This is a genomic window from Cronobacter turicensis (assembly GCF_041222865.1).
In the GTDB taxonomy this organism is placed as follows: Bacteria; Pseudomonadota; Gammaproteobacteria; order Enterobacterales; family Enterobacteriaceae; genus Cronobacter; species Cronobacter turicensis.
In genome coordinates, this window is the sequence record NZ_CP165997.1 from 857,714 (window position 1) to 882,277 (window position 24,564).

The following is a 24,564-nucleotide window of genomic DNA, read 5'->3' on the forward strand; positions in this document are numbered from 1 at the left end:
AACAAGGTCATTGATAACCATCGGATAAGTCTGTTTATTCTGGCAAAGGGGAGAAAGCAGGTTATGCTGAATAGTGTTAGGTGAATATTTCAGCCTGTTTCCAGACGAAGTTTACATAGCATTAAACACTAAAGGAGAAGAACCATGAATAAACTTGCCGCTGTAGTATCAGCATGCATGATGACTTTTGCTCTGAGCGCTTGTTCCGGTCCTAACTATGTAATGCATACCAATGACGGTCGTTCGATTGTGACCGACGGGAAACCGAAAACCGATGACGATACCGGCATGATTAAATATAAAGATGCCAACGGTAACCAGCAGCAGATCAACCGTACTGACGTGAAAGAGATGGTTGCGCTGGAGAAATAATCGCGTATCGCGCAGGCAAAAAAAAGCACCGCAAAGTGCGGTGCTACATTAATCACTATGGACAGACAGGGTAAATGTACAGGAAGTGAAAGAGTAGCTTAGCTACGATGGTCTGAATCGCAGACCAAATGCAAACACAACAACACAACATCACAACCGTAAGCCAAAAGCCCTCCAGAACTCTCATTCCTAAAGACTTTTCGTTCCGGCTCAGGAAGTGCCGCCACTATAGGTATTTGCTGGTGTAACCTCAACGGACAAATTATAATGGCTCAGATAAAAAAAACTAATGGGTGACGACTTGTTTCTCGTTTGTTAATACGCATTTACACATAAGCCAAACATCATGTCCAAGCGATTACCGCCGTTAAACGCATTACGTGTTTTTGATGCCGCCGCGCGCCATTTAAGCTTCACAAAAGCTGCCGAAGAGCTCTTTGTCACCCAGGCTGCCGTCAGCCATCAGATAAAATCGTTAGAAGATTTCCTCGGGTTGAAGTTATTCCGCCGACGCAACCGTTCTCTTCTTTTAACCGAAGAAGGGCAGAGCTATTTCCAGGACATAAAAGAGATTTTTTCTCAGCTGACGGAAGCGACGCGCAAACTCCAGGCGCGCAGCGCGAAAGGCGCGTTAACGGTCAGCCTGCTGCCGAGTTTCGCTATCCACTGGCTGGTGCCGCGGCTCTCCAGTTTTAACAGTAGCTGGCCGGGTATCGACGTGCGTATCCAGGCCGTCGACAGGCAGGAAGATAAGCTTGCCGATGACGTGGACGTGGCGATTTTTTACGGCCGCGGCAACTGGCCGGGGCTGCGTGTGGAAAAACTCTATGCCGAGTATCTGCTGCCGGTCTGTTCGCCGTTGCTGCTCACGGGCGATAAGCCCTTAAAGGCGCCGGAGGATTTAGCCCGCCATACGCTTCTGCATGACGCGTCGCGTCGCGACTGGCAAACTTATACGCGCCAGCTCGGTCTCAATCATATTAATGTCCAGCAGGGGCCGATTTTCAGTCACAGCGCGATGGTGTTGCAGGCCGCCATTCACGGCCAGGGCGTGGCGCTGGCTAACAACGTAATGGCGCAGACAGAAATTGAAGCTGGCCGCCTGGTCTGCCCGTTCAACGATGTGCTGGTGAGTAAAAATGCTTTTTACCTCGTTTGTCATGACAGCCAGGCAGAACTGGGTAAAATAGCGGCCTTTCGGCAATGGATACTGGCGAAGGCGGCGAGCGAGCAAGAAAAATTCCGTTTTCGCTATGATCAATAACGATGATTCGCGCGAATGTGTCGCGCCTTACTGTAGGGTTACATCATGACCAGCCGTTTTATGCTGATTTTCGCCTCAATCAGTGGCTTTGTTTTTGTGGCGCTGGGCGCCTTTGGCGCACACGTATTACGTAAAACGCTCGGCGTTGCGGAGATGGGCTGGATCCAGACCGGCCTTGAATATCAGGCGTTTCATACGCTGGCGATTTTAGGGCTGGCGGTCGCGATGCAGCGTCGCATCAGCATCTGGTTTTACTGGAGCAGCGTTTTCCTGGCGCTCGGCACGGTGCTTTTCAGCGGCAGCCTCTATTGTCTGGCGCTTTCTCATCTGCATTTATGGGCCTTCGTTACGCCGGTCGGCGGCGTAAGTTTTCTGGCCGGTTGGATATTAATGTTAATTGGCGCGGTGCGTCTGAAGCGTAAAGGTTCGGTTCATGAATAAGGTCATTTTGTACTGCCGTCAGGGTTTCGAGAAAGAGTGTGCGGCAGAGATAACCGACAAAGCCGCGCAGCAAGGCGTTTTTGGTTTCGCCCGCGTTAAAGAAAACAGCGCCTACGTGATTTTTGAATGCTATCAGCCGGAAGAGGCCGATAAGCTTGCCCGTGAACTGCCGTTCAGCTCGCTGATTTTCGCCCGCCAGATGTTTGTGGCAGGCGAGCTGTTGCAGGATCTGCCGCCGGAGGATCGCGTGACGCCGGTCGTCGGGATGTTGCAGGGCGTGGTAGAGAAGGGCGGTGAGCTGCGCGTCGAGGTGGCGGACACTAACGAAAGCAAAGAGCTGATGAAGTTCTGCCGCAAATTCACCGTGCCGCTGCGCGCCGCGCTGCGTGAAGCCAAAGTGCTGGCGAATTTCGAAACGCCGAAACGCCCGGTGGTGCATGTGTTTTTCATCGCGCCGGGCTGCTGCTACACCGGGTATTCCTATACCACTAATAACTCGCCGTTTTATATGGGCATTCCGCGACTGAAGTTCCCGTCTGACGCGCCAAGCCGTTCGACGCTGAAACTGGAAGAGGCGTTCCATGTGTTTATCCCGGCGGATGAGTGGGATGAGCGTCTGGCGAACGGCATGTATGCGGTGGATCTTGGCGCCTGCCCTGGCGGCTGGACGTATCAGCTGGTGAAACGCAACATGTGGGTCTCCTCCGTGGATAACGGCCCGATGGCCCAGAGCCTGATGGATACCGGGCAGGTGACATGGCTGCGTGAGGACGGGTTCAGGTATCGCCCGACCCGCACCAATATCACCTGGATGGTGTGCGATATGGTGGAAAAACCGGCTAAAGTCGCGGCGCTGATGGCGCAGTGGCTGGTGAACGGCTGGTGCCGCGAAACCATTTTCAACCTCAAGCTGCCGATGAAAAAGCGCTATGAAGAGGTGTCGCAGAATATCGCCTCGATTCAGGCGCAGCTGGACGAACACGGAATTAACGCGCAGATCCAGGCGCGTCAGCTGTATCACGACCGTGAAGAGGTGACCGTTCATGTGCGCCGCTGGTGGGCGGCCGTCGGCGGGCGTCGCGACGAGCGATAAGCGCGTTGCGTGGCGCATGGGTAAATGGCGGGTGCGCTGCGCTTACCCGCCCTACGGAATATACGGTTGAATAAGTATTGTATGGCGGGTAAGCGTGAGCGCACCCGCCTTTTTCATTAAGGCATCGACCGCCCCGCAATCACCCCTTCAGCCTGAGCTGCTGCAAATTCCCGTCGAGCTGTAAATCGCTTTTCAGCGTCGCCACATCGCGGCAAATAAAGGCGCTCTCGCGGTGCGCCTCCAGCTTTTTACGCCACTTCTCCGGCACCTCATCAAGCCGCTCGTAAAGCGCCTCCAGCGTGCCAAAATCGTTAATCAACTGCGTGGCGCTTTTCGGCCCAATGCCCGCGACGCCTGGTATTTTCGAACTGCTGATGCCGGCAAGCCCCCAGAAATCCGCCAGTTGGCCTGGCGCCACGCCAAACTCGTTCTCAATAAACGGGGCGTCCAGCCAGCGTTTCTGGAAATAGTCGCGGATGCGGATTTCCGGACGTAAGAGCTGACAATAGCCTTTATCGGTCGACACAATCGTCGCCTCATGGCCCGCTGTCGCGACTTTTACCGCGAGCGTGGCGGCGAGATCGTCGGCCTCGTTGCCTTCGACATGCCAGCAGGGAACACCGCGGCGGGTAAACGCCTCGCGTAGCGCAGGCATCTCCTGATGCAGATCGTCTGGCATCGGCGGTCGTCCGGCTTTGTAATCGGGCAGCAACTGATGGCGCCAGCCCTGCGCGCGGGCTTCGTCGTCAAACACCGCGACGGCGTGCGTCGGCTGGCTGTTGCCAAGCAGTTGCTCCAGCGCATGCAGGCAGGTGTCCACGCAAGGTGTCCCCTGCACCGCATGTATCCGGCGGATCAGGTTAAGCGCATCGACAATCAGCAAGTGAACGGGCATGGCGGCATCCCTTACGAAAATAACAGGCCGTTACCGTAACATTTTCGACGAGCGCTCACCATAAAGCGGTGCGGATTCAGGAAGATAACGCGCAAAAAACCGCCCTGCTGACAGGGCGGTGAGGGGCGGGATTAATCGCAGGCGACGACTTTGACCGCCAGTCCGCCGCGTGATGTTTCACGGTAGCGGGCGTTCATGTCTTTGCCGGTTTCAAACATGGTTTCGATGACTTTATCGAGGCAGACGCGCGGCTCGCTGGTGCGACGCAGCGCCATGCGCGCGGCGTTGACGGCTTTTACCGAGGCGATCGCGTTACGCTCGATGCATGGCACCTGTACCTGGCCTGCCACCGGATCGCAGGTCAGCCCAAGGTTGTGCTCCATACCGATTTCCGCCGCGATACAGACCTGCGCCGGGCTGCCGCCGAGCAGTTCCGCAAGGCCTGCCGCCGCCATGGAGCAGGCGACGCCCACCTCGCCCTGACAGCCGACTTCGGCGCCGGAGATAGAGGCGTTCATCTTATAGAGCGAGCCGACCGCGCTTGCCACCAGCAGGTAGCGCGCCAGTGAGTTAGCATTTACTTCGCGAATGAATTTGTCGTAGTACGCCAGCACCGCCGGCACGATGCCGCAGGCGCCGTTGGTGGGCGCGGTGACAACACGACCGCCCGCAGCGTTTTCTTCGTTAACCGCCAGCGCGAACATATTGATCCAGTCCACAACGTTCATCGGATCGGCGTCGTTCTTGTCGTGGCTGACAAGCATTCGACGCAGCGCGGCGGCGCGACGCGGAACGCGCAGCTTGCCGGGCAGAACGCCCTCGGTGGTGGTGCCACGCTCAATGCCGGCGCGCATAACGTCCCACACCTGCGAGAAATGCGCTTCGAGCTCTTCTTTGCTGTGCAGCGCCAGCTCGTTTTTCATCATCAGGCCGGACAGCGACAGGCCGGTTTCACGGCAGTGGCGCTGAAGATCCGCTGCGGTTTTATACGGGTATGGCACTTCAGTTGCGGACGATTGTGTCTGGCCGAAATGCGCTTCGTCGACGATAAAACCGCCGCCGATAGAGTAATACGTCTGGCTGTAGATGGCGTCATCACCCGCAAGCGCGGTAATACGCATACCGTTTTCGTGCAGCGCCAGGTTATCGGCATGAAAATTCATGCACTGATCCACCGGGAACGCCACTTCGTGCGCGCCACTGGCCAGCATCAGGCGGCTGTGAGTATTCACGTCCTGAATAAAACCGGGAATGGCGTCGATATCTACGGTGTCAGGCAGGTTGCCCGCGAGACCCATAATAATGGCGATATCGGTATGGTGGCCTTTGCCGGTCAGCGACAGGGAGCCATACACGTCCACCACGACTTTCGTCGTCTTATGCAGCAGATTCTGCGCGATAAGGTCGTCGGTAAACTGTTTGCCCGCTTTCATCGGCCCTACGGTATGGGAACTGGAAGGACCAATACCGATTTTGAAAATATCAAAAACGCTGATCATGATGCTTTCCATCGAATAAATAACTGGGAAGGGCTCGCGCCGCCGGGCGGCGGCGCGGACAAAGGATTAGCTGAAGAGTGAGTAGAAAATCGCGGAGATAGCGATAAGACCCATGATGGTCACAAAAACGTTGCTGATGTGACCGCTGTATTTACGCATTGCCGGGACTCTCGCAATCGCATACATCGGCATCAGGAACAGGATCATCGCGATGATCGGGCCACCCAGCGTTTCGATCATGCCGAGGATGCTCGGGTTCAGCGTCGCTACGATCCAGGTAGTGATCAGCATGAACAGCGCGGTGATGCGGTTCAGTTTGTTCACTTCGATGGTTTTGCCACGGCTGCGCAGCGATTTAATCACCATGCCGTTGAAGCCTTCACGTGCGCCCAGGTAGTGACCCAGGAACGATTTGGTGATGGCAATGATAGCGATAACCGGGCCTACCCAGGCGATAACCGGCACGTTGAAGTGGTTAGCCAGGTAAGAAAGAATAGTGATGTTTTGTGCTTTCGCTTCCGCCAGGTTTTCCGGGGAGAGGCTCAGTACGCAGCTGAATACGAAGAACATCACGGTAACAACCATCATGATGTGCGCATACGCCAGAATGCGGGAGCATTTTTTCTCTGCTTCAGCGCCGTACTCTTCACGTTTCGCCACGGCGAAGGCGGAGATGATCGGCGAGTGGTTAAAGGAGAACACCATCACCGGGATCGCCAGCCACAGGGTCATCAGCAGGCCATTACCGGTTGAGGCGTGGCTGAAAGACAGGGTTTCCAGCGCGGCGCCGCTCCAGTTCGGGATCAGGAAGCAGGCCATCAGCATCAGTACGGCAACGAACGGGAAAACCAGCACGCTCATCGCTTTAACGATCATCTGCTCGCCGAAGCGCACGATGGTCATCATACCGATGATAAGAATCAGCGACAGAATCGCGCGCGGCGGAGACGCCAGCCCCAGCTGGTGCGTAATAAAGCTGTCGACCGTGTTAGTGATCGCTACGCTGTACATCAGCAGGATAGGGTAAATCGCGAAGAAGTAGAGCAGGGTAATCACTTTACCTGCGCCAACGCCGAAATGTTCTTCAACGACTTCGGTGATGTCTTCGCCCGGGTTTTTACCGGACAGCACGAAGCGCGTCAGCGCGCGGTGCGCGAAGAAGGTCATCGGGAATGCAAGGATTGCCATGATAATCAGGGGGAGCAGGCCGCCCACACCGGCGTTGATCGGCAGGAAAAGTACCCCTGCGCCAATCGCGGTGCCGTACAGGCCAAGCATCCACATGGTATCAGTTTTTCGCCACGCGCTGCTTTTCGCGGCGGTAGCAATATTGACGGTTTGAGTCGTTTCCATCTGTGTATCTCCTGGAGGAAGCAAAAACGAACTTTAAAGTGACATTCAATAAATTTATGACGAACGGTAAAACGAAATCCTGTAGAGCGGGATTTTTTTATAATTTTTCCCCAAAACTCTGGCGGTGCGAAAGATACATTCACGTACTGAATCTATCAGTGATCGCGATCCCAAATGCAATAATCCACTTTTTTATTATGCTTTTTTTAGATCATAACACTGGCTTTGGGCGTGACCCCGCTATTAATGGGCGAAAAGCCTGACACTGACGGCAGATGAGGTAAATAGAGCGGAATAAAATGGTTATTATTTTCCTGTAAAAAACGCGTAAAACAGCACACCCGGATTCTTTCGCAGAAATTTCCGGGATTATGCGCGGTGTTTTTTAGCGCGCAAACGTTTTGGACAGGCAGCAGATAATAAAAAAGGCGGCCTGCTGGCCGCCTGATTTCAGGTGCAGATTTCGTAACAGGGGATATAGGCGGAGCCCGGGAGTTTCATACGGTGCTGGGCGACGAACCCTTGCAGGAGATCGTCCATGCGCTTCATTATTTGCGTATCGCCATGAATTTTATAGCGTCCGTACTGCTCAATCGCGCGGATGCCCACTTCTTTAACGTTACCCGCGACGATGCCGGAGAAGGCGCGGCGCAGGTCGGCGGCCAGAATTTCCGTCGGCTGATCGGGGTAGAGCTTCAGGTTAGCCATGTTTTCGTGGGTCGGCTCGAACGGCACCTGGAGATCCGGCGAAATGCGGATAGCCCAGTTAAAGCTATACGCATCGCCCGTTTCGCGGCGGCACTCTTTCACCAGCGGCATCGCCTTTTTCATTTCGCGCGCCACTTCCGCCGGATCGTCGATGATGACGCGATAATGACGGCGGGCCTTCTCGCCGAGCGTGTTGACGATAAAGTCGTCCAGCACGCGGAAGTAATCGGCGCTCTCTTTCGGGCCGGTCAGGATTAGCGGCAGCACCTGATCTGCATTGTGCGGGTTCATCAGGATACCGAGCAGATACAGCAGCTCTTCCGCCGTACCCACGCCGCCCGGGAAGATAATGATCCCGTGGGCGATACGCACAAACGCTTCGAGGCGTTTTTCGATATCCGGCATGATGACCAGCTCATTCACCAGCGGATTTGGCGGCTCAGCGGCGATGATGGACGGCTCCGTCATGCCGATAAAACGCCCTTCTTTATAGCGCTGCTGGGCATGGCCGACCGCCGCGCCTTTCATCGGCGCCTCCATCGCGCCCGGCCCGCAGCCGGTGCAGATATTTAACTCTCGCAGCCCCAGCTGGTTGCCGACGCGTCTTGCATAGAGATATTCGGTTTCGTTAATCGAGTGCCCGCCCCAGCAGACCACCATATTCGGCGCTTCGCCCACGTGCAGCGCTTTCGCGTTGCGCAGGATGGAAAACACCAGGTTGGTGATATGAATGGAGTCGGTGAGATTGAGGTGCTGAAAGCGCCCCGCGTGGTCGATTTGCCCGTTCACGAACAGAATGTCGCGCAACACGGCGAACAGGTTGGCCTGCAACGAGCGAATGATCTGTCCGTCGACGAACGCCTCTTCCGGCGGATTAATCAGCTCAAGCTTTACGCCGCGCTCACGACGCAGCACGTTAATATCGAAATTTTCAAAGCGCGACAGCAGCGTTTTGCTGTTATCGGTCTGACTGCCGGAATTGAGAACCGCAAGCGAACAGTTGCGAAAGAGTTGATACAGGTCGCTGCTGGCGGTGCGCTTAAGCATGTCCACTTCCAGCTGCGACAGCAGATCCATCGAGCCCAGCGGGCTAATATGTGTAATCAAGTAAGCTCCTTACGGGGCGATAAACGCCGCTCCCTCTGATTACAATAGCCCCGCCATGTGACATTTAACAACCCACCCCGCCCCCCCTTGTGACGGATTTGCGGGATGTTTAGCAATTACTGACGCGCAAGACGCCCGATGGCTGGCATAAAGTCGCCGTTGCTGCGCCACGGGTTGATATCCAGCCCGCCGCGACGGGTGTAGCGCGCGTAAACGCTGAGCTGTTCCGGCTGGCAGAAACGGGTGATGTCGTTAAAGATGCGCTCCACGCACTGCTCGTGAAATTCGTTGTGATGGCGGAAAGAGACCAGATAGCGCAGCAGCTTTTCGCGGCAAATTTTCGGCCCGCAATAGCGTATCTGAACGGAGCCCCAGTCCGGCTGGTGCGTGATAAGGCAGTTGGATTTCAGCAGGTGGCTTACCAGCGTCTCTTCCACGCGCGCCTCGCCCGCGGCGCCGGAAAGCAGCGCGGCGTCGAATTCATAATCGGTGATAACGATATCCTGATTATCGATGCAGTCGCCATTCAAACGCGCGACCGGTTCGCCTTCGACATCCTCAAGACGGCGGAGCGTCACGGAAACGTCACCCTGCGCGCAGGCGCGTAAATCGCGCTCCAGCGTCTCGCGCACTGCGTCAAGGCTGTCAAATCGCGTCTGGTTAAAGCTGTTGAGATAGAGCTTGAAGCTTTTCGATTCCACCAGGTTGACGCTGGTCGCGTTAATCTCCACCTGACCTATCGCCACCTGCGGCAGGCCGTTGCGGTTAAGCCAGGAGAGCTCGTACATCGTCCAGATATCCGCGCCGTGAAAGGGCAGGGCATCGGCGCGCAGGCCCAGCGGATCGCGGTTTAAGCTGCGCGGAACCGGCTGGAGCAGCGAGGCGTCGTAAACGTCGCGGTAATCGGTGGATTTGCCAAGCGTCAGGCCGTGAAGCGCCTGATGATTTTCATAAGAAGTCATGTGTCACCGTGATAATACAGGTACAATACAGGGTTCAGTGTATCTTACCTGACCTGAAGAGAGAATCTGGTGCAAAACGAAGTACAACAGGCGCTGGCGGCATTCAGCGAACGCTATTGCGAAGCGTGGCGGCAACAGCGGGGCTGCCTGCCCGTCAGTGACGAATATATCGGTATTTCCTCCCCGTGCATTGTATCCACCCACCCTGACGCGGTAGAGTGGCAGCCTCAGCCATTTATGCCCGAAGATTCTCTCGGCGCGGTTGAGAAGGCGCTCGATATTGTGATTCAGCCTGATGCCCATGCTTTTTACGCAAGCCAGTACGCTGGCGATATGGCGGCGCAGCATGAGGATGTGGCGTTAACGCTGCTACAGGCCTGGAGCCAGGACGATTTCCGCCGCGTGCAGGAAAACCTGATAGGCCACCTGGTAACGCAAAAACGTCTCAAGCTGTCGCCTACGATTTTTATTGCTACGCTTGATAGTGAGCTGGATGTTATCTCGCTGTGTAATCTGACCGGCGAGGTCGTGCGCGAGACGCTCGGTACTCGCCAGCGACGCGTGCTGGCGCCGTCGCTCAGCGCGTTTCTGAATCAACTCTCCCCCTTGTGTAATCCTTTTTTGCTTGCCTCCGTGTAAGAGATCTCTCACAAACCCTGTGAGAGATCGCCGTCAAAGTAAGGGTTTTCTTACCTTAGCTGAAAATGAATACGCTTATATTTCAAAGGCCTTTGCGATTATGCTGCGCTTACGAATGAAACTTATCTTAAACTGAACCTGTAAGCTGCCTTGTAAGTGCCGGCGTAATGCGAGATTCTATCTCTGCCGACACGGAGTGGCGCTGAAGCGAACATCAGGATGATGGCGCTTCAAAAAGGACACGCCGGAGGGCGATTCAGGGAAGGCTTCAGGATGAAGCGAAAGGACGGCGCAGGAGCGCTGAGGGACACCTCCAGGAAGGAGAATGTGAGCCGGTCAGGATTACCGGTGGGTCAGGAAGACCAGGGACACGCATCGGGACGATGCAACAATAACATCAGGATGATGTGGGCAGGACGCGTAAACGGATTTAAGGCCGCAAGGTCGCAGGAAAAGTTGTCACGGACGAGCAGGGAGCACCGAAAAGTAGCCGGACTGCTGCGAAACGAACCGGGAGCACTGTGTTATCACAGTGCTCCCTTTTTTTATGCTTTTTTTTCTGTCGCCGGGAAATGCTATGCTGCGCGCCCGGTTTTTTTGATTCACAGAGGTTGTTATGGAACGCCATCAACGGGTTCGCCAGCAGCTGCAGCGCGTCGAGCAGGTGTTGCGCCATCATCAACAGTGGCAAAACGTCGCTCCCGATTCCTCCGCGTTTGAAAGCACGCAGCCTTTTTGCATGGACACGCTTGAGCCTTACGAATGGCTGCAATGGGTGCTGATCCCGCGTTTGCACGCGCTGCTGGACGCCGGTGCGGCGCTGCCGCAGGCGTTTGCCGTAGCGCCGTATTATGAAGTCGCGCTTGAGGCGAGTCATCCGGCGCGCGACGCCGTGCTGGTGACGCTGGTTGAGCTGGATGCATTGTTCGCAGGGGACGCCGCGTGAGCCTCGAAATCCTTTATCAGGATGAATGGCTGGTGGCGGTCAATAAGCCGTCCGGTTGGCTGGTGCACCGTAGCTGGCTCGATCGCGATGAAAAAGTCGTCGTCATGCAAACGGTTCGCGATCAGATAGGCCAGCACGTTTTTACCGCTCACCGTCTCGACAGACCAACTTCCGGCGTGCTGCTGATGGGGCTTTCCAGCGAGGCGGGAAGGCTTTTAGCGCAGCAGTTTGAACAGCATCAAATCCAGAAGCGTTACCACGCGATAGTGCGCGGCTGGCTTACCGACAGCGCCGTGCTGGATTATCCGCTGGTGGAAGAGCTTGATAAAATCGCCGATAAATTTTCCCGCCAGGATAAAGAACCGCAGCCCGCGGTGACGCACTATCGCGGCCTTGCGACCACCACCCAGCCCGTGGCGGTCGGGCGTTACGAGTCGGTGCGCTACAGCCTGGTGGAGATGCTGCCGCAGACCGGGCGCAAGCATCAGTTGCGTCGCCACATGGCGCATTTGCGCCACCCGATTATCGGTGATTCAAAACATGGCGATCTGCGCCAGAATCGCGCGGCGGCGGAGCATTTCGGCTGTCATCGGTTAATGCTGCACGCCAGCGAGTTGACGCTGACTCACCCGTTCACCGGCGCGCCGCTGACCATTCGGGCGGGTCTTGATGACGTCTGGCGCCAGGCGCTGGCGCATTTTGGCTGGCAGTCATATCTCCCCGCAGCCGATGGGGTTGAGTTTCCCGTAGCGAACCCTCAGGATGAAGGCAGTCTGAATCCATAAGGAGAGTAAACGATGGCGAGCGTAGGGATTTTTGTCGGCACCATGTACGGGAATTCACTGCTGGTGGCGGAAGAAGCGCAGGCGATCCTGAAAAAACAGGGGCATGACGCGACGGTGTATGAAGATGCCGATCTTAGCGACTGGGAGCGTTATGCCGACGGGTACGCGCTTATCGTCACCTCCACGACCGGCCAGGGCGATTTGCCGGACAGCATCATGCCGCTCTATCAGGCGATCAAAGACCAGCATGGCCATCAGCCGACGCGACGTTACGGCCTGATTGCGCTGGGCGACAGCAGCTACAGCCATTTTTGCGGCGGCGGCAAGAAATTTGACGCGCTATTGCAGGAACATGCGGCACAGCGCGTCGGCGAGGTGTTATACATTGACGCTGTGGAATATCCGGAGCCGGAAACGCTCTCCAGCCCCTGGGTTGAGGGGTGGAGCGCGCTACTGAAGTAAACCGCTGCGTCGGCGTTACGCGCGCCGACGTGGTTTATATTCCGGAAATACGATGCGCCTCGCGCGCTACGTTATCCATCTCATCGAGTAATTCCAGCAGTTCCGGCTCCAGTTCACTCGCGGGAACCCCGCTGCGCAGTTGATGTTCAATCAACTGGCAGAGATTTTTCAGGCGCGGTACGCCGCTGTAGCCGCAGCTGCCGTGCAGTTTATGGATGAGATCGGTCAGCCCTTCGGGTTCTTCCCCGACCAGCTGTTCTTCCACGCGGTTGCGGACTTCCGGTAAAAACGCCAGCAGCATTTGCAGCATGTCGCGCGCCAGATCGGGCTTATTGGCGGCCTGGCGCAGCGCCAGGCTCCAGTCGAGCGTGGCGTCCGGATTAACGGTGGGCGCCGCGATCGCGGGAACGCTTGCGACAACCGGCACGGCGTAGCCCGGCTGATAGCGCAGCAGCAGCGCGCGCAGTTTCTCTTCTTCAATGGGTTTGGCCAGATAATCGTTCATCCCGGCGCTGAGCAGTTTTTCTTTCTGTCCTGACATCGCGTGGGCTGTCACTGCGATAATCGGCGTATGCTGCTGTTGCGGCAGTTTGCGGATAAGTTCGCAGGCGTGAATGCCATCCATATCTGGCATCTGGATATCCATCAGAATAATGTCGAACGGCTGAAGCATGGCACGCTCCACCGCCTGATGCCCGCTCTCGCACAACACCACATGCTGCACCATATCCTCCAGCAGCGCGCCGATAAGCTTCAGGTTAGCCGGATTATCATCCACGGCCATCACCGTCATCGGCATCCTGCTCTGATCGCCGTCTGGCAGTTCGCGGGCATGAATAAGACGACAATGCTCCAGCAGCAGCGGCATTAAACGCGTGGCCGTCACCGGTTTCAGGAGGCAGGCGCTGGCTCCCTCTTTTTTCAGCATCTCGGCGTTGATCTGCGCGTGGCACGGCAGGGCGAGGATCAGACAATCCGTGAGCGTCGCCGCGCGGGCCAGCTGATCGTGGCGCATCGACAGCGGTTCGCGGTCCGTGACCGGGGCGGCAAAGAGCAGGATGTCGTAATGCGCCTGCGGAAGCGTTGCCAGATCCGGGCTATAGACAACCGTGAGCGGCGTATTGGCGAGCAGATCTCGCGTGCTTTTCGCCGCCGCTTCGTTTTTCTCGACATACGCCAGACGCATCCCCGCCAGCATGTCGGTGGCATGGCGATCCACCAGCGCGTTAGGGTTCAGGTCGAGACTGATATGGAACCAGAACGTCGAGCCGCGATGCGGCTGACTGTGGAACGAAATATCGCCGCCCATTTCGTTCACCAGTTTCTGGGTGATGACCAGCCCAAGCCCGGTGCCGCCGTGACGGCGTGAAATACTGGCGTCGGCCTGGCGGAACGCCTGGAACAGACGCGACTGATCGCGCTCCGGGATGCCGATGCCGGTATCGCGGATTTGCACTTCAATCTGCACCTTGTTGTTACTGATGGCGCGCTTCTCAACCACGATGTCGATATTGCCGTGGTCGGTGAATTTAATGGCGTTGCCGACCAGATTGGTGATCACCTGTTGAAGGCGCAGCGGGTCGCCAATGACATTATCCGGCACGTCGTGCCGCACGCTGATGGTCAGCTCCAGCCCTTTGTCATGCGCGGAGTGCGCGAGCAGCGTGACCACTTCATCCAGCGTGCTGCGCAGCGGGAACGGAATGCTTTCCAGCAGCAGTTTCCCGGCTTCAAGCTTCGAGAAATCGAGTACGTCGTTAATGATGCTAAGCAGGTTATTCGCCGAGCGCTCGATCGTATTGAGATGGTCGCGCTGGGTAGGGGTCAGATCGGTTTTCAGCGTCAGGCGGGTAAAGCCAATCACGCCATTCAGCGGCGTGCGCAGCTCGTGAGACATATTGGCAAGGAACTCAGATTTAATGCGCGCCGCTTCCTGGGCGCGTTTTTTTGCCAGATCCAGTTCGACGTTCTGGATCTCCATCTGTTCCAGCGTTTCGCGCAGATCGGATGTCGCCTGGTCTATGTTGTGCTGCATCTCTTCGTGGTAGGCGGCAAGCGACATCGCCATCGAGTTGATGCCGTTCTTCAGCATATCCAGCTCGCCCAGCATAAAGCCTTCCACGCGGCTGTCGAGCTGGCCGCGGCGGATGCGGTCGACGGTGTTAACCATATTGCGGATAGGCGCGGTGACGTCGCGCATCAGGCGCCAGGCGAACAGCACCGCGCAGGCCATACAAATCAGCATCATCAGCAGTGAAATCGCGATCTCCTGATATTGCTGAAGCCGTACCGATCTCAGATCAAGCTCCAGCGCCACGTAGCCCAGCGGATTAGCGCTGAGCTTGGCGTCAGAGACTTCAGATTCATCAGGAGAATAGCGCTCTGACACCACCGGCGTTCGCAATATCAGCATATCGTCGCGGCGCGTGACGCTAAGGCCGGTCGGCAGCGCTGCGCCGTTCGGGAGCTGAAGTTCGGACGGGTCAAGCTGATAATTAGAGGTGACAAACAGTTTATTGTCGCGATCGTAAACGGAAATGGCGCGTACAATTTCTGAATGCCGACGATGCAGTACGCTGACCAACTGGCGCACCGACTCCTTATTTTGCAGGCTCATGCCATATTCGCTGGCAACCGCCAGCGGCTCGATAATACTTGCTCCGGCGTCTTCCAGCTGGCGCTGCAAATCGTGATAGCGGTGCACAACGAAGAAAACGCTGAGCAGCAGGCCGATAATAAACGTGGGCGCCAGGATAAGAATCATCATCCGCGCCCGCAGGCTGTAGTTGGTCATGGGGTTCCGTTATGGGACAATCAGCGACATTCAGTTTATGTGAGAAATTTCCTGGCGATGGCGCAATTCTACTCTGCAAAGCGACGCGTGACGACGCGTGAAATCATAACCGTGGCGGCCGACGGCCTCGATGCCTTTGGGCAGGGCGTGGCGCGCCACCACGGCAAAGCGCTGTTTATTCCCGGTTTATTGCCTGGCGAGCACGCGGAAGTGGTGCTCAGCGAAGAGAAAAAACAGTTCGCGCGCGGTGAAGTCAAAAAACGGCTTTCGCAAAGCCCCGAGCGCGTGACGCCGCTATGCCCGCATTTTGGCGTATGCGGCGGCTGCCAGCAACAGCATGCCAGCGTTGAATTACAGCAGCGCAGTAAAGCGCAGGCGCTGGGGCGGATGATGAAGCGCGAGGTGGATGAGGTCATCAGCGGGCCGGCGTGGGGCTACCGCCGCCGGGCGCGTCTGAGCCTGAATTTCTCGCCGCGCAAACCAGGCTTACAGATGGGGTTTCGCAAGGCGGGCTCAAACGATCTGGTGGATGTGCATCGCTGCCCTGTGCTTGTGCCCCGTCTTGAGGCGTTACTACCGAAACTGCGCGAGTGCTTAAGTAGCCTCAATGGCGTGCGTCATCTTGGCCATGTTGAACTGGTGGACGTTACCAGCGGTCCGCTGATGGTGTTGCGCCACCTCAAGCCGCTCAACGCTTGCGATCGCGAAAAACTGGAATGCTTTTCGCATTCCGAAGGCGTGGCGCTGTACCTTGCGCCAGAGAGCGATACCCTTGAGAACCTTAACGGCGAGATGCCGTGGTATGAATTTGACGGCCTGCGGCTCACCTTCAGCCCGCGCGATTTCATTCAGGTCAACGATGCCGTAAACCAGCAGATGGTGGCCCGCGCGCTGGAATGGCTGGATATTCAGCCTGGCGAGCGCGTGCTGGATCTGTTCTGCGGCATGGGCAACTTTACCTTGCCGCTGGCCCGGCGCGCGGAAAGCGTGGTGGGCGTGGAAGGGGTTGCGGCGCTGGTGGAGAAAGGCAGCTATAATGCCGGTCTTAACACCTTGAAAAATGTCACCTTCTTTCAGCATAACCTGGAAGAGGACGTTACCCGGCAGCCGTGGGCGCAGCAGGGGTTTGATAAAGTGCTACTCGATCCGGCGCGCGCGGGCGCGGCGGGCGTGATGCAGCATATTGTGAAATTAAAACCGCGTCGGGTGGTCTATGTCTCCTGTAACCCTTCCACGCTGATGCGTGACAGTGAGGCGCTGCTCGCGGCGGGCTATCGCACCGGACGGCTGGCGATGCTGGATATGTTCCCGCATACCAGCCATCTGGAATCGATGGCGTTGTTTGAAAGAGATTAAGTAGTCAGGCCGCCGCGCGGTGCGGGCAGGCTGTCCCGAAAGGAGAGGACGATGGTTGCGGTAAGAAGTGCACATCTTAATAAAGCTGGCGAATTTGACCATGAAAAATGGGTGGCGAGCCTCGGCATCGCCAGTCAGCCGTCGTGTGAACGCTTAACCGAAACCTGGCGCTATTGCGAGCAGCAGACTCAGGGACACCCGCAGGCGGAACTCCTGCTCTGGCGCGGCGTGGAGATGGTTGAAATCCTCACCATGCTGAGTATGGACATCGATACGCTGCGCGCCGCGCTGCTCTTCCCGCTGGTGGACAGCGGCGTGGTGAGCGAAGAGGTGTTGACAGAGAGCGTTGGCAAATCCGTCGTCGGGTTAATCCATGGCGTGCGCGATATGGCCGCCATTCGCCAGCTCAAAGCCACGCATCACGATTCCGTCTCTTCCGAACAGGTCGATAACGTACGCCGCATGCTGCTGGCGATGGTCGATGACTTCCGCTGCGTGGTGATTAAACTCGCGGAGCGCATCGCGCATCTGCGCGAGGTGAAAGACGCGCCGGAAGATGAACGCGTCCTGGCGGCGAAAGAGTGCACCAATATCTATGCGCCGCTGGCGAACCGTCTTGGCATCGGCCAGCTCAAATGGGAGCTGGAAGATTTCTGCTTCCGCTATCTGCATCCGGACGAATACAAACGCATCGCGAAGCTGCTGCATGAGCGGCGCATCGATCGCGAGCATTATATCGACGAATTTGTGACGCACCTGCGCACCGCCATGAAGGAAGAGGGCGTGAAGGCGGAGGTCTACGGGCGTCCGAAACATATCTACAGCATCTGGCGCAAGATGCAGAAAAAGCATCTGGCGTTTGACGAACTGTTTGACGTGCGTGCCGTGCGCATTGTCGCGGAGCGCCTTCAGGACTGCTACGCCGCGCTCGGGATCGTGCATACGCACTATCGCCATCTGCCCGATGAATTTGATGATTACGTCGCCAACCCGAAACCCAACGGCTACCAGTCCATTCATACCGTGGTGCTTGGCCCCGGCGGTAAAACCGTTGAAATCCAGATCCGCACCAAACAGATGCATGAAGAGTCTGAGCTCGGCGTGGCGGCGCACTGGAAGTACAAAGAGGGCGCGGCAAGCGGCGTGCGCAACGGCCATGAAGACCGTATCGCCTGGCTGCGTAAACTCATCGCCTGGCAGGAAGAGATGGCGGATTCCGGCGAGATGCTCGACGAGCTGCGCAGTCAGGTCTTTGATGACCGCGTCTACGTGTTTACCCCGAAAGGCGATGTCGTCGACCTGCCCGCAGGCTCCACGCCGCTCGATTTCGCCTACCACATCCACAGCGATGTCGGGCATCGCTGCATCGGCGCGAAAATCGGCGGCAGGATCGTGCCGTTTACCTATCAGCTGCAAATGGGCGATCAGATTGAAATCATCACCCAGAAACAGCCGAACCCGAGCCGCGACTGGCTGAACCCGAACCTCGGCTACGTCGGCACCAGCCGCGCGCGCGCCAAAATTCACGCCTGGTTCCGCAAACAGGATCGCGATAAAAACATTATCGCCGGTCGTCAGATCCTCGACGACGAGCTGGCGCATCTTGGCATCAGCCTGAAAGAAGCCGAAAAACACCTGCTGCCGCGCTACAACTTCAATGAAGTCGACGAGCTGCTGGCGGCGATTGGCGGGGGCGATATTCGCCTTAACCAGATGGTGAATTTCCTTCAGGCGCAGTTTAACAAGCCCAGCGCAGAGGAGCAGGACGCCGCGGCGTTGCGCCAGTTGCAGCAAAAAACCTACACGCCGCAGGGGCGCAGCACCCGTGATAATGGCCGCGTGGTGGTCGAGGGCGTCGGTAATCTGATGCACCATATCGCCCGCTGCTGCCAGCCAATCCCGGGCGACGATATCGTCGGCTTTATTACCCAGGGCCGCGGCATCTCTATCCACCGCGCCGATTGCGACCAGCTGGCGGAGCTGCAGTCGCATGCGCCGGAACGCATTGTCGATGCGGTATGGGGCGAAAGCTACTCGGCGGGTTATTCGCTTGTCGTGCGCGTGACGGCCAATGACCGCAGCGGTTTGCTGCGCGATATCACCACGATCCTTGCTAACGAAAAGGTCAATGTGCTTGGCGTGACCAGCCGCAGCGAGACCCGCCAGCAACTGGCGACCATCGATATGGAAATCGAAATCTATAACCTTCAGGTGCTTGGCCGCGTGCTTGGCAAACTCAATCAGGTGCCTGATGTCATCGATGCGCGCCGCCTGCACGGCGGCTGACGCGCGCGGCGGCGTCGTGCGGCAACGCCGCGCCGCCTTTATTTTCTCCTCCAGCGTGAGGCGCGTGGCGGTTCTCTCCACGTCTGTTTTATAAGGACTTTCCATGACTCAAATCGACCGCCTGCTCGGCATTATGAAGCGTTTGCGTGACCCGCAAACCGGCTGCCCGTGGGATAAAGAACAAACCTTCGCGACCATCGCCCCATATACGCTTGAAGAAACCTATGAAGTGCTCGACGCGATTGCGCGTGAGGATTTCGACGATCTGCGCGGCGAGCTGGGCGACCTGCTGTTCCAGGTGGTGTTTTACGCCCAGATGGCGCAGGAAGAGGGGCGTTTTAATTTCGACGATATCTGCGCGGCCATCAGCGATAAGCTTGAGCGCCGTCACCCGCATATTTTTGGCGACGCGGATTTCGGCAACAGCGCTGAGGTATTGGTCAACTGGGAGAAAACCAAAAGCGCCGAGCGCGCGGAAAAAGCGCAGCATTCGGCGCTGGACGATATTCCGGAAAGCCTGCCGGCGCTAATGCGCGCGCAGAAAATCCAGAAACGCTGTTCGGCGGTCGGCTTTGACTGGACATCGCTTGGCCCGGTGGTCGACAAAGTGCATGAAGAAATAGACGAAGTGATGCACGAGGCGCAACAGGCGGTTATTGACGAGGCGAAACTGGAAGAAGAGATCGGCGATTTACTGTTCGCGACCGTCAATCTTTCCCGCCATCTGGGAGCGAAAGCCGAGACCGCGTTGCAAAAAGCCAACCGCAAGTTTGAGCGTCGGTTCCGCCAGGTCGAGGCGATTATTCGCGCGCAGGGCCTGGAAATGGAGCAGGCGAGCCTCGAACAAATGGAAGCGGCATGGCAAACCGTTAAACGCCAGGAAGTTGAAAGTTAACGGTTTTCCGCATCAAGCGCGTGTTGTGGACATTTATTTCCAACAAGCGCTTGATTTGCGTCAAAAACATTTCTTCGAAAAGGGCTATTTTCTACCGGCTTGGGTCTGGCGAGGCCAGGGGGTGTTTGTGAAGAATGAAAGTTTGTGACCCCCGTTCTGTTCGGGTATACTACTTTCCCGTCCTGGTTATTCCATCGTCTTTAAACCTAACTTCTCAGGTTCAGCATGACAACGAACTATATTTTTGTGACCGGCGGGGTCGTTTCCTCTCTGGGTAAAGGCATTGCCGCAGCCTCCCTCGCAGCCATTCTTGAAGCCCGTGGCCTCAACGTGACTATCATGAAGCTGGATCCGTATATCAACGTCGATCCGGGCACCATGAGCCCAATCCAACACGGGGAAGTGTTCGTTACTGAAGACGGCGCTGAAACCGATCTGGACCTGGGGCACTACGAGCGTTTTATCCGCACCCGCATGACGCGTCGCAACAACTTCACGACAGGTCGTATCTACTCTGAAGTTCTGCGTAAAGAGCGCCGTGGCGACTACCTGGGCGCGACCGTTCAGGTTATTCCGCACATCACCAACGCTATCAAAGAACGCATTCTGGCGGGCGGCGAAGGCCATGACGTCGTGCTGGTTGAAATCGGCGGCACCGTGGGCGATATCGAATCCCTGCCGTTCCTTGAAGCCATTCGTCAGATGGCGGTTGAAGTGGGTCGCGAACACACGATGTTCATGCACCTGACGCTGGTGCCGTATATGGCGGCGGCTGGTGAAGTGAAAACCAAACCGACTCAGCACTCCGTTAAAGAATTGCTTTCTATCGGTATTCAGCCGGATGTGCTGATTTGCCGTTCCGATCGCGCCGTTCCGGCCAACGAACGCGCCAAAATCGCTTTGTTCTGTAACGTTCCGGAAAAAGCGGTTATTTCTCTGAAAGATGTCGATTCCATCTATAAAATTCCAGGCCTGTTGAAATCGCAGGGGCTGGACGATTATATTTGTAAACGATTCAGCCTGAACTGTCCGGAAGCTAACCTGTCTGAATGGGAACAGGTTATTTATGAAGAAGCGAATCCGGCGGGCGAAGTCACTATCGGTATGGTCGGCAAGTACATTGAACTGCCGGACGCCTATAAATCGGTTATCGAGGCGCTGAAACACGGCGGCCTGAAGAACCGCGTGACCGTCAATATCAAGCTTATCGATTCGCAGGACGTAGAAACCCGCGGCGAAGAGTTGCTCAAAGGTCTGGATGCGATCCTGATCCCTGGCGGCTTTGGCTATCGCGGCGTGGAAGGCAAAATCGCCACCGCGCGCTACGCCCGTGAAAACAACATTCCTTACCTCGGCATCTGCCTCGGTATGCAGGTTGCGATGATTGAATATGCACGCCACGTGGCGGGCATGGAGAACGCCAACTCCACAGAATTTGTGCCAGACTGTAAGTACCCGGTCGTGGCGCTCATCACCGAATGGCGTGATGAAAACGGTAATGTTGAGACGCGTACTGAGAAGAGCGATCTCGGCGGGACGATGCGTCTGGGCGCGCAGCAGTGCCAGCTGTCAGACGACAGCCTGGTGCGCAAGCTGTATGGCGAGCCAGTTATTACGGAACGTCATCGCCATCGTTATGAAGTCAACAACATGTTGTTGAAGCAGATTGAAGCAGCTGGCCTGCGCGTTGCGGGCCGTTCCGGTGATGATCAGTTGGTCGAGATCATCGAAGTGCCAAATCATCCGTGGTTTGTTGCTTGTCAGTTCCACCCGGAATTTACTTCCACACCGCGCGACGGGCATCCGCTGTTTGCAGGCTTCGTTAAAGCCGCCAGCGAGTACCAGAAACGCCAGGCGAAGTAAGCAGAGTTAGAACGGCAACGCGCGACCCTTTCGCGCGTTGTTTGTCTGGAGTTTTAGTTTAACTTGTACTGAGGAAAATCTAATGTCCAAAATCGTTAAAGTCATCGGTCGTGAAATCATCGACTCCCGTGGTAACCCGACTGTTGAAGCCGAAGTTCACCTGGAAGGCGGTTTCGTAGGTATGGCTGCTGCCCCGTCAGGTGCTTCCACTGGTTCCCGCGAAGCGCTGGAACTGCGCGATGGCGACAAATCCCGTTTCCTGGGCAAAGGCGTAACCAAAGCGGTTGGCGCGGTTAACGGCCCGATCGCTCAGGCTATCGTTGGCAAAGATGCTAAAGATCAGGCTGGTATCGACAAGATCATGATCGATCTGGACGGTACTGAAAACAAATCTAACTTCGGTGCAAACGCCATTCTGGCCGTTTCTCTGGCTGCTGCTAAAGCTGCTGCTGCTTCCAAAGGCATGCCGCTGTACGAGCACATCGCTGAACTGAACGGCACCCCGGGCAAATTCTCTATGCCGGTTCCGATGATGAACATCATCAACGGCGGCGAGCACGCTGACAACAACGTTGATATCCAGGAATTCATGATCCAGCCGGTTGGCGCTTCCAGCGTTAAAGAAGCTATCCGCATGGGTTCTGAAGTTTTCCATCACCTGGCGAAAGTGCTGAAAAGCAAAGGCATGAACACCGCTGTAGGTGACGAAGGCGGCTACGCGCCGAACCTGGGTTCTAACGCCGAAGCTCTGGCTGTTATCGCTGAAGCGGTAAAAGCAGCGGGCTACGAACTGGGCAAAGACATCACCCTGGCGATGGACTGCGCAGCGTCTGAATTCTACAAAGACGGTAAATACGTTCTGGCCGGCGAAGGCAACAAAGCGTTCACCTCTGAAGAGTTCACTCACTTCCTGGAAGACCTGACCAAACAGTACCCGATCGTTTCTATCGAAGACGGTCTGGACGAGTCTGACTGGGACGGTTTTGCTTACCAGACTAAAGTACTGGGCGACAAAATCCAGCTGGTGGGCGACGACCTGTTCGTAACCAACACCAAAATCCTGAAAGAAGGCATCGAGAAAGGCATCGCTAACTCCATCCTGATCAAATTCAACCAGATCGGTTCTCTGACCGAAACTCTGGCTGCGATCAAAATGGCGAAAGACGCTGGCTACACCGCTGTCATCTCTCACCGTTCTGGCGAAACTGAAGACGCGACCATCGCTGACCTGGCGGTAGGTACTGCGGCTGGCCAGATCAAAACCGGTTCCATGAGCCGTTCTGACCGCGTTGCTAAATACAACCAGCTGATTCGTATCGAAGAAGCGCTGGGCGAAAAAGCACCGTTCAACGGCCGTAAAGAGATCAAAGGCCAGGCATAATCGCCCGACCTTTTACTCAGAAGAATGCCAGTCGATTGACTGGCATTTTTTTACTTAAAATCGACTTCCATCTGCTGCGGAATAGTCAACCCATGCGTGGTTTGCACGCAGCGTGCAATATAGTCAGTAAAGCGCGGCGGTTTTGGCATCCCGAGTTTCAGCAGCTTATCGTTACTGAAACGCACATTCAGCGTGGCGAACGCGCCATATAAACGCATCGCTTTCAGCATCAGGCGCTCATTACACGGCCCGAAAATATCTTTCAGTTCACGACGCATTTTCACTAACGTTTCATAGCTCACCTGCGCGTAATGATCCGCAATCGGCGCTTTTTCCTGGGCCTTCGCCATCGCGATATCAATATCCGCAAAACGCACGCTGTTCTCTTCACCGGCGGAAATATGGACAACTTCGCCTCGTGCCATCTCTTTGTGCAGAAGCAGCAGTAGCGCTTCGGCGCAATAATCCACCGGGATCACATCCACGCGATCTTCCAGCGAGCACATAAATTTCTGAAGCATCAGCCCCATGCTGAAGACCCAGAAAATACTGGTGGAGGGCTGGCAGCCGTGATGAGTATGCCCGACGACGATAGAAGGACGGGCGATCACCAGCGGCAGCTGTGGGCAGTGCTGGCGCATCAGTTGTTCAATGGCCGATTTCGAATGCGTATAGGCGACAAGATGCTCGGCGTTTTCGCGGAACTCGGCGCTTTCAGGCACCAGCGAATGCGGCTCGGGCGTACACGACATCGCCGTGCCGACGTGCAGAAAGCGCTGCAAACCTGCGACGTCAGCCATACGGCGGGCGAACGCCAGCGTTCCTTCAACATTCACCTTCCAGATAAGCGGATTATTGCCAAACGACGCTACGGCCGCGCAGTTAATAACGTGCGTCACGCTATCCAGACGCGGGTCGTGCAGAAAACTCTCCGGCTCGCCTAAATCGCCGCACAGTATATGCGAGGCGTTCAGCATCGAAAGCTGTGCCTCACTGAGATTAAATTTACGCATATTGCTGAGCACGCGCGTCAGCCCGGCTTCGCTGTCTCCGGCACGTACCAGCAGTAATAAATCGACCTTCTCATTGCGCTGAAGAATTTTCTCTAATACTGCTCCGCCCAGAAAACCCGTTACGCCCGTTATTAATAAAGTTGTCATTGATGTTATTCCACCTGGGTTAATTGGGCGGATTGTAGGACCAGAAAAGTAAACGGCGCGTAAATAAGGGTGCGGGGTAAAAAAGCGGAAATTAAGGTTATTTTAAGGAAAGTCGCAAATGGGATTAATATGGGACAGCGAAACCAGAAAAAAAGTCCATGCGTATTAAACAAAATGGTTATGTTACTGAAATTTATTGTTTTTAATTGTTAATTGCAGTCAATTAACAGCGCGTAAAAAGAATCAGATAAGCCATAAAAATTACGTCTGGTTACATTATTGATGATTTTAAAAAGGCGTTGC

At 56.0% G+C, this 24,564-nt stretch carries 20 protein-coding genes; 13 read left to right on the forward strand and 7 right to left on the reverse strand.

Features of this window, described 5'->3' with window-relative positions:
• Positions 1 to 144: 144 nt before the first annotated feature.
• The 4 genes from AB8W27_RS04140 to rlmM all read left to right on the forward strand — a co-directional run bounded on the left by AB8W27_RS04140 (position 145) and on the right by rlmM (position 3,170).
• Positions 145 to 372 (forward strand): YgdI/YgdR family lipoprotein, encoded by a 228-nt coding sequence (locus tag AB8W27_RS04140; RefSeq protein ID WP_004385389.1) that lies wholly within the window; start codon positions 145 to 147, stop codon positions 370 to 372.
• Positions 373 to 718: 346 nt separating this feature from the next.
• On the forward strand, positions 719 to 1,636 hold the full coding sequence (gene gcvA / locus AB8W27_RS04145) for a glycine cleavage system transcriptional regulator GcvA (RefSeq protein WP_015742318.1): 918 nt from the start codon (positions 719 to 721) through the stop codon (positions 1,634 to 1,636).
• A gap of 45 nt (positions 1,637 to 1,681) precedes the next feature.
• The gene (locus AB8W27_RS04150) at positions 1,682 to 2,077 is read left to right on the forward strand and encodes a DUF423 domain-containing protein (protein ID WP_007701398.1); all 396 of its coding nucleotides are present in this window, start codon (positions 1,682 to 1,684) and stop codon (positions 2,075 to 2,077) included.
• Positions 2,070 to 3,170 carry a 23S rRNA (cytidine(2498)-2'-O)-methyltransferase RlmM gene (rlmM, locus tag AB8W27_RS04155; RefSeq protein WP_015742317.1) on the forward strand — a complete coding sequence of 367 codons (1,101 nt, stop codon included), beginning with the start codon at positions 2,070 to 2,072 and terminating at the stop codon, positions 3,168 to 3,170. Before AB8W27_RS04150 ends, rlmM begins: the two co-directional genes overlap by 8 nt.
• Positions 3,171 to 3,309: 139 nt before the next feature.
• On the opposite strand, the gene xni is transcribed toward rlmM, so the two are convergent.
• From xni to queF, 5 genes are all read right to left on the reverse strand, one after another.
• Complete coding sequence (gene xni, locus AB8W27_RS04160) at positions 3,310 to 4,065, reverse strand: flap endonuclease Xni (RefSeq protein ID WP_015742316.1); 756 nt, start codon at positions 4,063 to 4,065, stop codon at positions 3,310 to 3,312.
• 131 nt (positions 4,066 to 4,196) lie between these two features.
• Positions 4,197 to 5,564, reverse strand: coding sequence for an L-serine ammonia-lyase (locus tag AB8W27_RS04165; protein WP_015742315.1), 1,368 nt, complete (start codon positions 5,562 to 5,564; stop codon positions 4,197 to 4,199).
• 66 nt (positions 5,565 to 5,630) lie between these two features.
• A complete protein-coding gene (locus AB8W27_RS04170) occupies positions 5,631 to 6,917 on the reverse strand; it encodes an HAAAP family serine/threonine permease (RefSeq protein WP_041923879.1) in 1,287 nt (428 codons plus the stop codon).
• 450 nt (positions 6,918 to 7,367) lie between these two features.
• Positions 7,368 to 8,732: a nucleotide 5'-monophosphate nucleosidase PpnN gene (gene ppnN, locus AB8W27_RS04175; protein WP_007763719.1), complete on the reverse strand. Its 1,365-nt coding sequence runs from the start codon at positions 8,730 to 8,732 to the stop codon at positions 7,368 to 7,370.
• A gap of 116 nt (positions 8,733 to 8,848) precedes the next feature.
• A complete protein-coding gene (queF, locus tag AB8W27_RS04180; RefSeq protein ID WP_015742312.1) occupies positions 8,849 to 9,694 on the reverse strand; it encodes an NADPH-dependent 7-cyano-7-deazaguanine reductase QueF in 846 nt (281 codons plus the stop codon).
• Between the two features lie 69 nt (positions 9,695 to 9,763).
• Here queF and syd point away from each other — a divergent pair, with 69 nt between their 5' ends.
• The 4 genes from syd (at position 9,764) to AB8W27_RS04200 (ending at position 12,526) form a co-directional block, all read left to right on the forward strand.
• Positions 9,764 to 10,333, forward strand: coding sequence for a SecY-interacting protein (syd, locus tag AB8W27_RS04185; RefSeq protein WP_369832997.1), 570 nt, complete (start codon positions 9,764 to 9,766; stop codon positions 10,331 to 10,333).
• A gap of 616 nt (positions 10,334 to 10,949) precedes the next feature.
• Positions 10,950 to 11,279 (forward strand): YqcC family protein, encoded by a 330-nt coding sequence (locus AB8W27_RS04190; RefSeq protein WP_041923878.1) that lies wholly within the window; start codon positions 10,950 to 10,952, stop codon positions 11,277 to 11,279.
• A complete protein-coding gene (gene truC, locus AB8W27_RS04195) occupies positions 11,276 to 12,064 on the forward strand; it encodes a tRNA pseudouridine(65) synthase TruC (protein ID WP_007763710.1) in 789 nt (262 codons plus the stop codon). The genes AB8W27_RS04190 and truC overlap by 4 nt, the downstream gene beginning before the upstream one ends.
• Positions 12,065 to 12,076: 12 nt before the next feature.
• Positions 12,077 to 12,526 (forward strand): flavodoxin, encoded by a 450-nt coding sequence (locus AB8W27_RS04200; RefSeq protein WP_015742308.1) that lies wholly within the window; start codon positions 12,077 to 12,079, stop codon positions 12,524 to 12,526.
• A 34-nt stretch (positions 12,527 to 12,560) separates the two neighbouring features.
• Here AB8W27_RS04200 and barA read toward each other — a convergent pair whose 3' ends face one another.
• A complete protein-coding gene (gene barA / locus AB8W27_RS04205) occupies positions 12,561 to 15,320 on the reverse strand; it encodes a two-component sensor histidine kinase BarA (RefSeq protein ID WP_015742307.1) in 2,760 nt (919 codons plus the stop codon).
• Between the two features lie 57 nt (positions 15,321 to 15,377).
• Here barA and rlmD point away from each other — a divergent pair, with 57 nt between their 5' ends.
• The 5 genes from rlmD to eno all read left to right on the forward strand — a co-directional run bounded on the left by rlmD (position 15,378) and on the right by eno (position 23,101).
• Positions 15,378 to 16,676 (forward strand): 23S rRNA (uracil(1939)-C(5))-methyltransferase RlmD, encoded by a 1,299-nt coding sequence (gene rlmD, locus AB8W27_RS04210; RefSeq protein WP_041923877.1) that lies wholly within the window; start codon positions 15,378 to 15,380, stop codon positions 16,674 to 16,676.
• A 51-nt stretch (positions 16,677 to 16,727) separates the two neighbouring features.
• The gene (gene relA, locus AB8W27_RS04215) at positions 16,728 to 18,962 is read left to right on the forward strand and encodes a GTP diphosphokinase (RefSeq protein WP_015742305.1); all 2,235 of its coding nucleotides are present in this window, start codon (positions 16,728 to 16,730) and stop codon (positions 18,960 to 18,962) included.
• 103 nt (positions 18,963 to 19,065) lie between these two features.
• The gene (gene mazG / locus AB8W27_RS04220; protein ID WP_015742304.1) at positions 19,066 to 19,857 is read left to right on the forward strand and encodes a nucleoside triphosphate pyrophosphohydrolase; all 792 of its coding nucleotides are present in this window, start codon (positions 19,066 to 19,068) and stop codon (positions 19,855 to 19,857) included.
• Between the two features lie 225 nt (positions 19,858 to 20,082).
• On the forward strand, positions 20,083 to 21,720 hold the full coding sequence (gene pyrG / locus AB8W27_RS04225) for a glutamine hydrolyzing CTP synthase (RefSeq protein ID WP_015742303.1): 1,638 nt from the start codon (positions 20,083 to 20,085) through the stop codon (positions 21,718 to 21,720).
• An 82-nt stretch (positions 21,721 to 21,802) separates the two neighbouring features.
• Positions 21,803 to 23,101, forward strand: coding sequence for a phosphopyruvate hydratase (gene eno, locus AB8W27_RS04230; protein WP_015742302.1), 1,299 nt, complete (start codon positions 21,803 to 21,805; stop codon positions 23,099 to 23,101).
• Positions 23,102 to 23,151: 50 nt separating this feature from the next.
• Here the strand turns inward: eno and AB8W27_RS04235 are convergent, their stop codons facing one another.
• Positions 23,152 to 24,261 (reverse strand): SDR family oxidoreductase, encoded by a 1,110-nt coding sequence (locus tag AB8W27_RS04235; protein WP_041923876.1) that lies wholly within the window; start codon positions 24,259 to 24,261, stop codon positions 23,152 to 23,154.
• Positions 24,262 to 24,564: the final 303 nt, after the last annotated feature.

What these genes read in the sequence shown, in the direction of transcription:
- AB8W27_RS04140 (WP_004385389.1), top strand. Translation starts at nt 145, where the DNA reads ATGAATAAACTTGCCGCTGTAGTATCAGCATGCATGATGACTTTTGCT.
- gcvA (WP_015742318.1), top strand. Translation starts at nt 719, where the DNA reads ATGTCCAAGCGATTACCGCCGTTAAACGCATTACGTGTTTTTGATGCC.
- AB8W27_RS04150 (WP_007701398.1), top strand. Translation starts at nt 1,682, where the DNA reads ATGACCAGCCGTTTTATGCTGATTTTCGCCTCAATCAGTGGCTTTGTT.
- rlmM (WP_015742317.1), top strand. Translation starts at nt 2,070, where the DNA reads ATGAATAAGGTCATTTTGTACTGCCGTCAGGGTTTCGAGAAAGAGTGT.
- xni (WP_015742316.1), bottom strand. Translation starts at nt 4,065, where the DNA reads ATGCCCGTTCACTTGCTGATTGTCGATGCGCTTAACCTGATCCGCCGG.
- AB8W27_RS04165 (WP_015742315.1), bottom strand. Translation starts at nt 5,564, where the DNA reads ATGATCAGCGTTTTTGATATTTTCAAAATCGGTATTGGTCCTTCCAGT.
- AB8W27_RS04170 (WP_041923879.1), bottom strand. Translation starts at nt 6,917, where the DNA reads ATGGAAACGACTCAAACCGTCAATATTGCTACCGCCGCGAAAAGCAGC.
- queF (WP_015742312.1), bottom strand. Translation starts at nt 9,694, where the DNA reads ATGACTTCTTATGAAAATCATCAGGCGCTTCACGGCCTGACGCTTGGC.
- AB8W27_RS04190 (WP_041923878.1), top strand. Translation starts at nt 10,950, where the DNA reads ATGGAACGCCATCAACGGGTTCGCCAGCAGCTGCAGCGCGTCGAGCAG.
- AB8W27_RS04200 (WP_015742308.1), top strand. Translation starts at nt 12,077, where the DNA reads ATGGCGAGCGTAGGGATTTTTGTCGGCACCATGTACGGGAATTCACTG.
- barA (WP_015742307.1), bottom strand. Translation starts at nt 15,320, where the DNA reads ATGACCAACTACAGCCTGCGGGCGCGGATGATGATTCTTATCCTGGCG.
- rlmD (WP_041923877.1), top strand. Translation starts at nt 15,378, where the DNA reads ATGGCGCAATTCTACTCTGCAAAGCGACGCGTGACGACGCGTGAAATC.
- relA (WP_015742305.1), top strand. Translation starts at nt 16,728, where the DNA reads ATGGTTGCGGTAAGAAGTGCACATCTTAATAAAGCTGGCGAATTTGAC.
- mazG (WP_015742304.1), top strand. Translation starts at nt 19,066, where the DNA reads ATGACTCAAATCGACCGCCTGCTCGGCATTATGAAGCGTTTGCGTGAC.
- pyrG (WP_015742303.1), top strand. Translation starts at nt 20,083, where the DNA reads ATGACAACGAACTATATTTTTGTGACCGGCGGGGTCGTTTCCTCTCTG.
- eno (WP_015742302.1), top strand. Translation starts at nt 21,803, where the DNA reads ATGTCCAAAATCGTTAAAGTCATCGGTCGTGAAATCATCGACTCCCGT.
- AB8W27_RS04235 (WP_041923876.1), bottom strand. Translation starts at nt 24,261, where the DNA reads ATGACAACTTTATTAATAACGGGCGTAACGGGTTTTCTGGGCGGAGCA.